At 70.9% G+C, this 12,676-nt stretch carries 12 protein-coding genes; 8 read left to right on the forward strand and 4 right to left on the reverse strand.

Going from position 1 to position 12,676, the window contains the following annotated elements:
• The first annotated feature begins 2 nt into the window (after window positions 1-2).
• Window positions 3-731, forward strand: coding sequence for a lysophospholipid acyltransferase family protein (locus AB0F52_RS08265; RefSeq protein ID WP_360166119.1), 729 nt, complete (start codon window positions 3-5; stop codon window positions 729-731).
• A 118-nt stretch (window positions 732-849) separates the two neighbouring features.
• Here AB0F52_RS08265 and AB0F52_RS08270 read toward each other — a convergent pair whose 3' ends face one another.
• Window positions 850-1,650 (reverse strand): HAD family hydrolase, encoded by an 801-nt coding sequence (locus AB0F52_RS08270; RefSeq protein WP_360166647.1) that lies wholly within the window; start codon window positions 1,648-1,650, stop codon window positions 850-852.
• 96 nt (window positions 1,651-1,746) lie between these two features.
• Here AB0F52_RS08270 and AB0F52_RS08275 point away from each other — a divergent pair, with 96 nt between their 5' ends.
• Window positions 1,747-2,628, forward strand: a complete 882-nt coding sequence (locus AB0F52_RS08275; protein ID WP_360166122.1) for an LLM class flavin-dependent oxidoreductase — start codon at window positions 1,747-1,749, stop codon at window positions 2,626-2,628.
• 134 nt (window positions 2,629-2,762) lie between these two features.
• Here AB0F52_RS08275 and AB0F52_RS08280 read toward each other — a convergent pair whose 3' ends face one another.
• Window positions 2,763-4,772, reverse strand: coding sequence for a DUF6541 family protein (locus AB0F52_RS08280; protein ID WP_360166125.1), 2,010 nt, complete (start codon window positions 4,770-4,772; stop codon window positions 2,763-2,765).
• Window positions 4,773-4,851: 79 nt separating this feature from the next.
• On the opposite strand from AB0F52_RS08280, the gene glf reads away from it, so the two are divergent.
• The 5 genes from glf to AB0F52_RS08305 all read left to right on the forward strand — a co-directional run bounded on the left by glf (window position 4,852) and on the right by AB0F52_RS08305 (window position 9,929).
• Window positions 4,852-6,075 carry a UDP-galactopyranose mutase gene (glf, locus tag AB0F52_RS08285; protein ID WP_013222174.1) on the forward strand — a complete coding sequence of 408 codons (1,224 nt, stop codon included), beginning with the start codon at window positions 4,852-4,854 and terminating at the stop codon, window positions 6,073-6,075.
• Entirely contained in the window at window positions 6,068-6,586 is a 519-nt protein-coding gene (locus AB0F52_RS08290; RefSeq protein ID WP_360166129.1) for a phosphatase PAP2 family protein, read from the forward strand. The genes glf and AB0F52_RS08290 overlap by 8 nt, the downstream gene beginning before the upstream one ends.
• Window positions 6,583-7,542 (forward strand): decaprenyl-phosphate phosphoribosyltransferase, encoded by a 960-nt coding sequence (locus tag AB0F52_RS08295; RefSeq protein WP_360166132.1) that lies wholly within the window; start codon window positions 6,583-6,585, stop codon window positions 7,540-7,542. Before AB0F52_RS08290 ends, AB0F52_RS08295 begins: the two co-directional genes overlap by 4 nt.
• 107 nt (window positions 7,543-7,649) lie before the next feature.
• Window positions 7,650-8,336 carry a hypothetical protein gene (locus tag AB0F52_RS08300; protein WP_360166135.1) on the forward strand — a complete coding sequence of 229 codons (687 nt, stop codon included), beginning with the start codon at window positions 7,650-7,652 and terminating at the stop codon, window positions 8,334-8,336.
• A 75-nt stretch (window positions 8,337-8,411) separates the two neighbouring features.
• Complete coding sequence (locus AB0F52_RS08305; RefSeq protein ID WP_360166138.1) at window positions 8,412-9,929, forward strand: hypothetical protein; 1,518 nt, start codon at window positions 8,412-8,414, stop codon at window positions 9,927-9,929.
• 25 nt (window positions 9,930-9,954) lie between these two features.
• On the opposite strand, the gene AB0F52_RS08310 is transcribed toward AB0F52_RS08305, so the two are convergent.
• Window positions 9,955-10,710: a decaprenylphospho-beta-D-erythro-pentofuranosid-2-ulose 2-reductase gene (locus AB0F52_RS08310; protein ID WP_360166141.1), complete on the reverse strand. Its 756-nt coding sequence runs from the start codon at window positions 10,708-10,710 to the stop codon at window positions 9,955-9,957.
• Window positions 10,707-12,041: an FAD-binding oxidoreductase gene (locus AB0F52_RS08315; RefSeq protein WP_360166650.1), complete on the reverse strand. Its 1,335-nt coding sequence runs from the start codon at window positions 12,039-12,041 to the stop codon at window positions 10,707-10,709. The genes AB0F52_RS08310 and AB0F52_RS08315 overlap by 4 nt, the downstream gene beginning before the upstream one ends.
• A 161-nt stretch (window positions 12,042-12,202) precedes the next feature.
• On the opposite strand from AB0F52_RS08315, the gene AB0F52_RS08320 reads away from it, so the two are divergent.
• On the forward strand, window positions 12,203-12,670 hold the full coding sequence (locus AB0F52_RS08320) for a GtrA family protein (RefSeq protein WP_360166144.1): 468 nt from the start codon (window positions 12,203-12,205) through the stop codon (window positions 12,668-12,670).
• Window positions 12,671-12,676: the final 6 nt, after the last annotated feature.

The raw sequence follows: 12,676 nt of genomic DNA on the forward strand, positions 1-12,676 counted from the left end.
GGATGGCTGACCTGGTTTACCCGCCCGTGATCGCGGCGGCCCGGACGATGTTCCGGGTACTCGACAACCGCATCCGGATCGAAGGTGCGGAGCACATCCCGCGCCGCGGCGGTGCGGTCATCGCCTGCAACCACGTGAGCTACCTCGACTTCATCTTCTGCGGTCTCGGCGCCCGCCCGGCCAAGCGGCTGACGCGGTTCATGGCGAAGAAGGAGATCTTCGACAACCGCATCGCCGGGCCGCTGATGCGCGGGATGCACCACATCTCCGTCGACCGCTCCGCCGGCCTCGCGTCCTACCGCGAGGCGCTCGGGAAGCTGCAGTCCGGCGAGGTCGTCGGCGTCTTCCCCGAAGCCACCATCAGCCGGTCGTTCACCGTCAAGGAGATCAAGTCGGGCGCCGTCCGGATGGCCGCGGCGGCCCACGTCCCGGTGGTGCCGATGGCGCTGTGGGGCACCCAGCGGCTCTGGACGAAGGGCCGGCCGAAGGACCTGACGCGCCGGCACGTGCCCGTCTCGATCCTCATCGGCGAGCCGATGCACCCGGCGAAGGGTGACGACTGGGACGTCGTGACGAAGGAGCTGCGCACCCGGATGAGCGCGCTGCTCGACCGGGCCCAGGCCGAGTACCCGGACCAGCCCGCGTCCGACGAGGACCGCTGGTGGCTGCCCGCCCACCTGGGCGGCACGGCGCCGACCCCGGCCGAAGCGGCCGAGCTCGACCGCCGTTAGTTTCGCGCGTCGCCGACGCAGTGAATGACTCATTCACTGCATCCGACGCCGTGAATGACTCATTCATGGCGTCGCGACCAGCCGCGCCGATCCCGGCCGAAGCGGCCGAGCTCGACCGTTAGAACCAGCGCTCGAGGACCTGCGCGACGCCGTCCTCGCCGGCCGGGCCGGTGACCTCGTCGGCCACCGCGAGCAGCTTCGGGTGCCCGTTCTGCATCGCGACGCCGTGGCCGGCCCAGCGGAGCATCTCGACGTCGTTGGGCATGTCGCCGAACGCGATCACCTGCCCGGGGTCGACCTCCAGCCGCTCGGCGACGTCGGCGAGGCCGGTCGCCTTGGTGATGCCGTGCGCGGACACCTCGACCAGGCCGCCCGACGACGAGTACGTCACGTCGACGTCCCGGTCGAACAGCGCGTTGACCGCGTCCGCCATCTCCTGGGACGACATCCCGCGGTGGCTGACCAGCAGCTTGATCGCGGGGTGCCCGAGGACCTCGGCGCGCGGCCCGGTGCGGCCTTCGCCGTCGCCCCACGGGTTGTGGTAGTCCGGCTCGATCACGAAGTTGCGCATGTCGTGGTCGACCGCGCCGGTGGTGACGCGCTCGGTCGCCAGCCGGCAACCCGGCAGCGCCTTGTCGAGCGCGTGCGCGATGTCGTGCAGCAGCGTGGGCTGGAGCAGCCCGTGCACCTCGATGATCTCTTCGCGGCCGCAGTCGTACAGGACCGCGCCGTTCGCGCACACCGCGTACCCGGTGAGCTCGAGCGGCTTCGCGATCGGGGCGATCCACCGCGGCGGGCGGCCGCTGGCCAGGACGAACGGCACCCCCGCCTCGATCGCCCGGCGGACGGCCGCGATCGTGCGGCCGGTCAGGGATTCGGAGGGGCCGAGCAGGGTGCCGTCGACGTCGGACGCGATCAACTGGGGTCTCTCCACCCGGCCATTGTCCCTGACTCGTTCGGGCGAAGCCTTCCCCGTCCGTGCGACGCCCGGTGGTAACCGATAGCGTCCGGACCCGTGCGAGTTGGCATCGTCATTCTTCCGGAAGATCGTTGGTGGGCCGCCGAGCCGAAGTGGCGCGCCGCCGAGGAGTACGGCTTCGACCACGCGTGGACCTACGACCACCTGGGCTGGCGCAACCTGGTCGACGGCCCCTGGTTCTCCGCCATCCCGACCCTGACCGCGGCGGCGATGGTGACGTCCCGCATCCGGCTCGGCACGTTCGTCGCGTCGCCGGTCGCCCGGCACCCCGTGCCGTTCATGCGCGAGCTGAACACCCTCGACGACGTCTCGGACGGCCGGCTCGTCCTCGGCGTCGGCGCGGGTGTCGACCACCACCACTACGACGGCGCGGTGCTCGACGCCCCCGAGCTGACGCCCAAGCAGCGCGTGGACCGCTTCACCGAGTTCGTCGAGGCGCTCGACGGGCTGCTCATGACCGACAAGTTCGACTTCGACGGCGAGTACTACCGGGCCCGCGAGGCCCGCAACCTGCCCGGCCCGGTCCAGCGGCCGCGGCTGCCGTTCGTCGTCGCGGCGAACGGGCCGCGCACGATGACCCTCGCCGCGCGCTTCGGCGCGGGCTGGGTGACCACCGGCAAGGGCGGCGAGACCGCCGACGAGTGGTGGGCCGGCATCAAGCAGCTCACCGAGGTCTTCGACCAGCGGCTGGACGCGGTGGGCCGCGAGCGGGCGAGCATCCAGCGGCACCTCAGCCTGGACGCGTCGCCGGTCTTTTCGCTGACCAGCGTCGAGGCGTTCCGCGACGCGGTGGGCCGGGCGCGGGAGCTGGGCTTCACCGACGTCATCTCGCACTGGCCGCGGTCGTCGTCGCCCTACGAGGGCCGGGAAGCCGTCCTGGAGCAGGTCGCGAGCGAGGTCCTGCCGGAGCTCCACTAGTCCGAACGAGTGACATTGCGGTGATCGGGAAACCGATTGGCGCGCCCCGGGCGTCGGTACTTTGCAGACGAGACCACCCCGGGGGTGCGGGGGCCCTCGTGGCCGCGGAGGGGCGCCGCGGCCACGAGGGCGTTCTACTTCACGATCCGGTAGATGGTCGCACCCGGGTTCCGGTACACGACTTCGAGGAAGTCGTGCCCGTCCAGGTGCCGCAGGCCCGGCGCGATGGGCGTGTCCCGGCGGATGGTGCCGCTCCCCACCAGCACGTAGTGGACGTCGAGCCGGTGAACGGCCGCGCGCACCTGCGGGTCGCTGTCGTAGTCGGCGAAGTGCTGGGCCAGGTACAGCGCGTCCGGCGGGGCCACGCCCGCGTCGTAGTGGCCGGCCACCGGGTGCACGCCGGTCAGGGCGTACATCCAGGCCGTGCCGTCGAGCCGGTCGTTGAGCACCTTCTGGCCGGCCGGGATGCCGAGCGTGCCGAGGCGGTCCATCGCGTCGATCTCGTCCTGGCTGACGGGCGGGACCACCTCGCCGGGCAGGCCGTTGTAGTAGAGCAGCGACACCGTCTTGGCGTTGGCCGCGCGGTAGAACCCGCCGGTCAGCACGCCCATCGCCACGACCAGAAGCACCGCCGTCGCCAGCCCGACCCGGCCGGTCAGCCACGGCCGCGCGCGCACCCACGCACGGCCGCTCGCGACCTTCGCCAGCCACTGCTGGGCCTCGCTCATGCCGTGCGCGGCGAGCAGGCACAGCGGGATCGCCGCCAGCGCCATCAGCCGGAACCGGTCGTTCCACCACGGCCGCGACAGGCTGATCACCCACTCTTCGCCGCCGAAGCACGCGACGAGGACGAACAGCGTGGACAGCCCGATCGCCGACAGCACCAGCCAGCGCATCCGCCGCAGCCGCACCAGGGTGAACACGCCGATGGCGAGGAAGACCGTCAGCCAGATCTGCGGCACCGGCAGCACCTGCTTGAACGTCGCCAGCATCGCCAGGGCCTTCCACACCGCCATGTGGGAGCCCCAGGGGTGGTACGGGTACGACCCGGACGTGAAGGTGAGCGCACCCAGGATCATCGGCGCGGCCAGCACGCCCGCCGCCGCCATCACCGGGACCATGCGCAAGACGTCGCCGCCGACGACCCGCCAGGCGCGCCTGCCCTCGGGAACGCCGTCGGCGCGGCGGCCGCGCAGCGCCCGGTACCAGCGCTGCACCACCAGCGGGAAGGCGAACAGCAGCGCCCCGAACAACGCGCTCGAGTGCGCGGCGAGCAGGCCGGTCGCGCTCAGCGCGAGCACCGCGCCGGTGTCCACGCCCGGCCGCACGACGAACCGCTGCAGCGTGATCACCGCCAGCGGCGTCAGCACGATCCCGAGCGCGAAGGGCAGCAGGCCGCTCGACACCGACTCGTACGCCCCGGTCGTCGCGCCGCCCGCGACCAGCGCGGCGCTGCCGGCGAACACCGCGCGGCCGCCGAGCTGGCGCACCAACGCGGCCATGGCCAGCGCGAACAGCCCGGCGATGGGCATCGTGATCGCGTTCAGCGTGACCGGGATCGACGTCCCGGACAGCTCGTAGACCAGGGCGCCGACCAGGTGGTAGGCGTTCGGGTAGAAGGAGCCGCCGGGGTACCAGTTGATGGTGCCCATGCCGGTCAGGGAGCCGTCGCCGGTCTCGGCGATGTAGCGGATGCCGTTCGCGTGGAACACGGTGTCCCAGCGCTGGAACACCGCGGTCGTCCCGCCGCGGCCGGTGACCACCACGGCGACCGACACGGCGACGGCGATCGCGACGCAGGCCCCGACGGCCAGGTGCGCCCGGCGGGTCCACGGCTCCGCCGGTTCCTCGGCCCCCGGCGTCGACCAGCCACGCCCGGTGAAGAGCCGGCGCAGGCCGTAGAGCACGGCGGCGAGCAGCAGCGTGCACGCGGCGACGCTGAGCGAGCCGTACGGGATGTGGGCGATGGCCAGCCACGGACCGGCCAGGCCGGTGATGGCGTAGCTGAGCAGCGGCGCGAGCCCGGCGAGGGCCCAGCCGCGGAGACCGGCGGCCCACCCGACGACGCCGCCAGGCACCGCGAGTACGGCCAGGTAGGTGGCCACCGCGGCGAAGTAGCTCCAGAAGTCCTCGGGTGCAGGCACTGCTTTCCAGGTGTGTCGTAGGCCGAAATGTGATAGTCGGGTGCGGGCCGGGTCAGCGACCTGCGTACCCTCGACGCCCGTGAGCGCGCACACGAACCCCGCCAAGATTACTGAAGACGATTTCGCAGGTTACGACCTCGTCGTCGTCGGGTCCGGTTTCTTCGGCCTGACCGTCGCCGAACGGGCCGCGGCCGAGCTGGGCAAGAAGGTCCTCATCCTCGAGCGGCGCAGCCACCTCGGCGGCAACGCCTACTCGGAGCCCGACCCGGAGACCGGGATCGAGGTGCACAAGTACGGGGCGCACCTGTTCCACACCTCGAACAAGCGGGTGTGGGAGTACGTGAACCGGTTCACCGAGTTCACGAACTACCAGCACCGCGTCTTCGCGCGGGTCAAGGACCAGGTCTACTCGTTCCCGATGAACCTGGCCCTGATCAACCAGTTCTTCGGCAAGTCGCACACCCCCGACGAGGCCCGCGAGCTCATCGCGAAGCAGTCGTCGGAGTTCGAGACCTCCGCCGCGCAGAACCTCGAGGAGAAGGCGATCTCGCTGGTCGGGCGCCCCCTCTACGAGGCGTTCATCCGCGGTTACACGGCGAAGCAGTGGGAGAACGACCCCAAGAACCTGGGCGAGAACATCATCACGCGCCTGCCGGTCCGCTACAACTTCGACAACCGGTACTTCAACGACACCTACGAGGGCCTGCCCGTCAACGGGTACACCGCGTGGCTCGAGAAGATGGCCGAGCACGAGAACATCGAGATCCGGCTGAACGTCGACTACTTCGACGTCCGCGAGCACATCCCGGCGGGCACCCCGACCGTCTACACCGGGCCGCTGGACCGCTACTTCGGCTACTCGGCGGGCCGGTTCACCTGGCGCACCGTCGACTTCGAATCCGAGGTCGCGGAGACCGGTGACTTCCAGGGCACCTCGGTCGTCAACTACAACGACCAGGAAGTCCCGTACACCCGGATCATCGAGTTCCGGCACTTCCACCCGGAGCGGGACTACCCCAAGGACAAGACGGTCATCTTCCGCGAGTACTCCCGCTTCGCGGGCGAGGAGGACGAGCCGTACTACCCGATCAACACCCCGGAGAACCGCGAGAAGCTCGAGGCCTACCGCGAGCTGGCCAAGGCCGAGGCCCGCGAGAAGAACGTGCTGTTCGGCGGCCGGCTGGGCACGTACAAGTACCTCGACATGCACATGGCCATCGGCTCGGCGCTGTCGGCGTTCGACAACAAGATCGCCCCGCACCTGACCGACGGCGCGCCGCTCGACGGGTCCCTTGATGCTTGAGAAGGGGCAGCCCACCGGCGAGGTGGCCGTCTTGGCGAAGGCGCAGGGCTTTCTGAAGAGTGAAGCTTCGGTGAAGGCTGCGCGCGGCATGTCGCACTTCGGCGAGCACGCTCTCGGTTGGTTCGGCCTGGGCCTGCTCGGCGCCGTCGTCGACAAGAAGCGGCGCAAGGACTGGCTGGTCGCGTCGGCGGGGGTCGTCGGCGCGCACGCCGCCTCCATCGCGGTGAAACGCGTGGTCAGGCGCCCGCGACCGGACCACCCGAGCGTCGAGGTCCTGGTCGGCACGCCGAGCAAGCTGAGCTTCCCGTCGTCGCACGCGACGTCCACCACGGCGGCGGCGGTGCTCTACTCCGGATTGACCGGGCGTAACCTGGTGCCCGCCCTGGTACCGCCGATGCTGGCCTCGAGGCTCGTGCTCGGCGTTCACTATCCGACGGACGTTGTGGCCGGTGCAGCTCTCGGGGGGCTCGTCGGTGGTCTGATACGACGGAAGCTGAAGAAGAACCCATGAGCGAGACGACCGAGCAGCGCAACAGCGACGAAACTGCCGCGACTGCCGAGGCTGTTGAGCCGACTGCGGCACGGGGGAAGTTCGGCCTGGTCGGCGGCGTCATCAAGACGGCGCGGCCGCGGCAGTGGGTGAAGAACGTCCTGGTCTTCGCGGCCCCGTTCTTCGCGTTCTCGAAGTCGACCGACCGCACCGGTCTCCTGATCGACGCGATCATCGCCTTCGTGGCCTTTTCGCTGACGGCGAGCTCGGTCTACCTGATCAACGACGCGATCGACGTCGAGGCCGACCGGGCCCACCCGACCAAGCGCAACCGGCCGATCGCGGCCGGGATCGTGCCGGTCCCCGTCGCGTACGGGGCCGCGGTCGTGTTCTTCCTGGCCGGCCTCGGCGTGTCGTTCCTCGCCAGCTGGCAGCTGGCGGTCGTGCTGGGCGTCTACGAGGCCGTCCAGCTCGGCTACTGCTTCGGCCTCAAGCACCAGCCGGTGGTCGACCTGGCCATCGTCGGCTCGGGCTTCCTGATGCGTTCCATCGCCGGCGGCGTCGCGGGCGGCATTGCGCTTTCGCAGTGGTTCCTGCTGGTCACGGCGTTCGGCTCGCTGTTCATGGTGGCGGGCAAGCGCTACGCGGAGATCATGCTGTTCGAGCGAACCGGCGCGAAGATCCGCTCGTCGCTGAAGAAGTATTCGGCCAGCTACCTGCGGTTCGTCTGGGCGACGTCGGCGGCGATCCTGATCATGTCGTACTGCCTGTGGGCGTTCGAGATCCGCCAGACCGAGCACAACTCGGTGTGGGCGCTCATCTCGATGGTGCCGTTCCTGGTGGCGGTGCTGCGCTACGCGGTGGACGTCGACGGCGGCATCGCGGGCGAGCCCGAGGAGATCGCGCTCAAGGACCGCATCCTGCAGGTGCTGGGCGCGTCCTGGGTGATCACGCTGTTCCTGGCGTTCTACCTCTGACTCATTGCGGATCGACAGGTTCGCTTCAGCTCGTACTCAGCTGAGCGACGCACCCTGAGGTGGTGGGGGCGGGCACTGCGCCCGTCCCCGTGACCCCAGGAGTGATCATGAACGACCAGCCGCGCGAGCAGCAGGCCCCGGACGGAGCCGGGCAGCCGACTGTCGAGCACCCGACCCAGGCCAACCAGCCAACGGCGGCCACCGACACCCCCACCGCGGCGCCGGCACAGCCGGCGGCCGCGCCCACCGCCTCGGCCGCGCCGGAAGCCACGCCTGCCGCGCCCGCTGCCGGAGCAGCGGCCGCCGCGCCTGGCGGGACCGGGCCGGAGGGCACGCCCGCCGTGCCAGCTGCCGGAGCAGCGGCCGCCGCGCCGGGTGCGACCGGCCCCGCCGCTCCCGGCCAGGCGGCCGGAGCCACTCCAGCCGACCAAGCCGCCGCCCAAGCCGCCGACCAGACCGCCGTCCACGGTCAGCAGCCGCCGCCCACCCCGCAGCCCGGCCCCGGGCCGCACTACGCCGCCTGGGGGCCGCCCCCGGCAGCCGCACGGCCGACCGGTGGCTTCCGGCGGTTTGCCGGCCACCGCGCGACTCAGCTCGTCGCCGTCGGGGTGTTCGGCATGCTCGTCGGCGGCGGCATCGTCGGCGGGATCGCCGCCGCGAGCCACCACGGCCCGCGGGATGGCCGGCCCGGCGTCCACCGCCAGTACGACGGCCCCGGCCAGGGCTTCGACGGCCGTGGCCCCGGTTTCGGCGGCCGCGGCAACGCCGGCTCCGGCGCCGGGGACGGCATCTGATCCCTGACTGTGGCCTGGGCCACCCGTACTCCGCTCAGATCACAGAAGCATCACGAGCGGGGTACGGTGGCCCGGATGCGAAGCGCCTCCGCAGAACTCCCCAAAGCCGTCCGCGCGCTGCCGGCGGCCATCCCCCTCGCCCGCTCGTGGGCTTTGCCGGCGGGCGCCGCGGCCACCTCCGCGCTGGTGTTCGCGCTGGTGAGCAGCCATCTCATCGATGACACCTACATCACGCTCTCCTACGCGAAGAACCTCGCATTCCACGGCCACTGGGGCCTGATCGAGCAGGGGACGGCCAACACCGCGACGTCGCCGCTGAACGTCCTGGCCCTGGGCGCGGTCACGTTCGTGGTGCGCGACGCGGTGCTGGCCGCCGGCGTCGTGTTCGTCGCCGCGCAGGTACTGCTCGTCCTGGGCCTGCGCCGGCTGGGCGAGCGCACCGGCCTGCCGCCCGCGTTCGCGCCGCTGACGTTCGCGCTGCTGCTGGTCAACCCGCTGCTGCTGTCCTCGATCGGCCTGGAGGTGGCGCTCGGCGCAGCCGGTGTCGTGTGGACGCTGGTTTACGCGGAGGAGCGCCGGGCCGGCCGCCTGGGCGTGGCGATCGGGCTGCTCGCGCTCGTCCGGATCGACCTGCTGCTGATCGCCGCGGTGCTGTTCGCCGCCCGCCGCGAGTTCTGGGCCGGCATCTGGCAGACGATCTTCGCGGCCCTCGCCGTCACGCTGCCCTGGTTCGGGTTCAGCTGGGTGGTGCTCGGCTCGGCCGTGCCGGACACGCTCGTCATCAAGATCAGCCAGCAGTCGTGGGGACCGTTCAGCTTCACCAACGGCCCGCTGCTGTACTGGCGCAACTTCCCGGCCGCGGCCACGCTTTCGTTCCTGCCGCTGGTGCTGGCCGCCCTGGCCGGGGTGGCCTGGATCGTGCAGTACCGCCGCGGTTCCGGAACGGCCCGCCGCCTGACGCCGTTCGCGGCGCTCGCCGTCGCCGGCGCGCTGCACTACCTGGCCTACAGCCGGCTGGGCGTGCCGCCCTACCACTGGTACTACGCCCCGAGCATCATCGGCGCGACGATCTTCCTCGCCGCCTGCGCGTCGGCGGTCCCGGAGCGGGTCAGGCGCGGGACCTGGACGGTGGCCGGCGCGGTCCTCGCGGCGAGTGTCGCGGTGTACGCCCTGCCGGGCCTGCCCCGCCAGTTCGCCCCGATCACGAGCAACCACGCGTCGACGACGGAGTACCGCGAAATCGGCCACGAGCTGGCGGCGATCGCCCACGGCCGCAAGGTCGAGACGGCGGGCGAGGTGGGCGCGCTGGCGTACGCGTGCGACTGCGAGCTGGTCGACGAGTTCTCCGACCGCGGCGCGGTCGACCCGGCGATCACCGAGACCAAGCGCCGCAGCGACGACCTCGGCCGGGCGTTGCTGGAGGCCAACTTCCACAACTTCGACCACAGCGTCGCCCCGGCCAGCCCGGACCTGGTCCTGGCGACGACCCGCCGCACCCCGCCGCCGGCCGCGCTGGCGAGCTGGCACATCGACTCGCCGTGGGTGGGCAGCCAGAACCTCTACCTGGTCCCCGCCCACGCCATCGGCGGCTGAGAGCCGACGACGTGCCGCCCGGTCGTCAGATCGGGAGCTTGCGGAAGATCGGCCGCGGGACGTGCCGCAGCGCGGACATCACCAGGCGGAACGGGGCGGGCGCCCACACGAGGTCCTTGCCCGCGCGGGCCGCGCCGACGGCGATCTCGGCGACCTGCTCGGCCGTCTGCGCCAGGGGAGCGTCCTTGAGGCCCTCGGTCATCTTCGTCTTGACGTGCCCGGGGCGAACGACCGTCACCTTGACGCCGAACGGTGCGAGGGCCTCGCCGAGCCCCAGGTAGAAGCCGTCGAAACCGGCCTTCGTCGAGCCGTAGACGAAGTTGGAGCGGCGGACGCGCTCGCCCGCCACCGACGACAGCGCGATCACCGTGCCGTGGCCCTGGGCCTTGAGCTTCTCCGACAGCGCGACCCCGACCGACACCGCCGCGGTGTAGTTCACGGTGGCCAGCTCGACGGCCTTCGCGTGGTCCTGCCAGACCTCTTCGGGGTCGCCGAGCAGGCCGAACGCCACGACCGCCACGTCGATGTCGCCGCCGTCGAACGCCTTGGCCAGCACGGCCGGGTGCGCCGCCGTGTCCTTGGCGTCGAAGTCCACAGTCGACACTTCGGCGCCGCGGTCCTTGAGGCGCTGCGCGGCCGCGTCGAGGCGCGGTGACGGCCGGGCGGCCAGCACCACGCGCAGCGGCTTCTCGGCCAGGTACTTCTCGGCGATCGCCAGCGCGATGTCGGACGTGCCGCCGAGCAGGAGCAGGGATTGGGGGTTGCCCACCGCGTCGATCACAGTTCGAGCCTCCGGCTCATGTCAGAGGCGAAAACGCCTTCGGGGTCGATGGAAGCGCGGACCTTGCGCCATTCTTCGAGCCGCGGGTACATCTTCGCGAACGTCTCGGGCGAGGTGCGCGAGTCCTTCGCGGTGTACAGCCGCCCGCCCAGCTCCAGGACGTCTTCGTCGAGCTCCTGGCAGAACCGGCTGAGGCCGTCCTTGATCGGGAAGTCGACGCAGACCATCCAGCCCGGGTGCGGGAACGACAGCGGCGCCGCGTTGCCTTCGCCCATGCGCTTGAAGACGTTGAGGAAGGACACGTGCCCCGACTCGGCGATCTTGCGGACGATGTTCCGCAGCGGCTCGTGCGCGTTCAGCGGTGTCGAGAACTGGTACTGCAGGAAGCCCTTCGAGCCGTAGGCGCGGTTCCACTCGCCGAACATGTCGAGCGGGTGGTAGAAGGCCGTCAGGTTCTGGATCACGCCGCGAGCCGCCTTCGGCGTCTTGCGGTAGTACAGCTCGCCGATCGCGCCGAAGGTCAGCTTGTTGGCCAGGCCGTTCGGGAAGACGTCGGGCAGCGTCCCCAGCTGCGGAGCGTCGAACTTCAGCGGGTTCGCGCGCAGCTTCGGCGGCAGTTCGTCCAGCTTCGCGAGCGAGCCGCGGCCGAAGGCGGCGCGGCCGAGCTTCGAGCCGGTGGAGATCGTGTCGAACCACGCCGACGAGTACGTGTAGTTGTCGTCGGAGCCGTTGCTGACCAGCTCCAGGGTCTCGTCGAGGTTGTTCGTGCGCTCGTTGTCCGCGAGGAAGTACGCGGTCTCGGTCTTGGTCATCCGGATCTTGGCCCGGACGATGATGCCGGTCAGCCCGATGCCGGCCACGGTCGCCCAGAACAGCTCGGCGTCCGGGCCCTCCGGCGTCAGCGTGCGGATCTGCCCGTCGGCGGTGATCAGGTCCATCGACACGACGTGGTTGCCGAAGCTGCCCGCGCTGTGGTGGTTCTTGCCGTGGATGTCGTTGGCGATCGCGCCGCCGATGGTCACCTGGCGCGTGCCCGGCAGCACCGGGACCCACAGGCCGTACGGCAGCGCCTCACGCATCAGCTGGTCGAGGCTCACGCCCGCGTCGACGTCGACGAGGGCGGAGTCCGGGTCGATCGAGTGGATCCGGTTCAGCGCCGTCATCTCGACGACGAGGCCGCCGGCGTTCTGCGCCGGGTCGCCGTAGGAGCGCCCGAGGCCGCGGGCGATGACGCCGCGCTCACCGGCCTGGGCCACGGCGCGGGCGATCACCTCCACATCGGCGGTGGTCAGGACGTCGGCGGTGGTCGGTGCGGTCCGCGCCCAGCCCATGAGCGTGCGACGCTGTGTATTGGGTCCTTGGGTCACTCGACCAGGGTAGCCACGCCCAACCACGCCCGGAACGTGACCCTGAAGTGCTCGCTTCTACACTTTGCGCATCAAGGCACAAGCGCCCGCGCGGGTGACCATGACACAGGTGACGAGGTAATGCAGTGGTGGCGACCGATCCGCAAGCCGAAGCAACGGCTGGGCAGTCCTCCATGGGACTGCTGGGCCAGCTCGTCCGCTTCGCCCTGATCGGGGGCTTTTGCGCCCTCGTCGACCTGGGCACCTACACGCTGCTGGCCCAGGTGGCCGGGATGGCCACCTCACCGTGGGTCGACATCGCCCGCGCTATCTCTTTCGTCGTGGGCACGACCACGGCGTTCTTCCTGAACCGGAAGTTCACCTTCGCCGGCGGGCGCCGCGACGGGAAGGCGCAGGTCGGCTCGTTCGTCCTGCTCTACACCGTGACGTTCTTCGTCGCGGTCGGGGTGAACCAGCTGATGCTGAACGTGCTGCCGGAGTCCGCCTGGCAGCACACCCTGTGCTGGGCCGTGTCGCAGGCCACCGCCACCGTGATCAATTTCGTGATGCTCAAGTGGGTCGTCTTCCGCGAGCCGTCGACTGAGGAGAACTGAGGAACC

The organism is Amycolatopsis sp. NPDC024027 (assembly GCF_040638975.1).
GTDB lineage: Bacteria > Actinomycetota > Actinomycetes > Mycobacteriales > Pseudonocardiaceae > Amycolatopsis.

Coding starts and splice junctions, on each gene's coding strand:
- AB0F52_RS08265 (WP_360166119.1), top strand. CDS start 3: ATGGCTGACCTGGTTTACCCGCCCGTGATCGCGGCGGCCCGGACGATG.
- AB0F52_RS08290 (WP_360166129.1), top strand. CDS start 6,068: ATGCTTGAGAAGGGGCAGCCCACCGGCGAGGTGGCCGTCTTGGCGAAG.
- AB0F52_RS08295 (WP_360166132.1), top strand. CDS start 6,583: ATGAGCGAGACGACCGAGCAGCGCAACAGCGACGAAACTGCCGCGACT.
- AB0F52_RS08300 (WP_360166135.1), top strand. CDS start 7,650: ATGAACGACCAGCCGCGCGAGCAGCAGGCCCCGGACGGAGCCGGGCAG.
- AB0F52_RS08305 (WP_360166138.1), top strand. CDS start 8,412: ATGCGAAGCGCCTCCGCAGAACTCCCCAAAGCCGTCCGCGCGCTGCCG.
- AB0F52_RS08315 (WP_360166650.1), bottom strand. CDS start 12,041: ATGGGCTGGGCGCGGACCGCACCGACCACCGCCGACGTCCTGACCACC.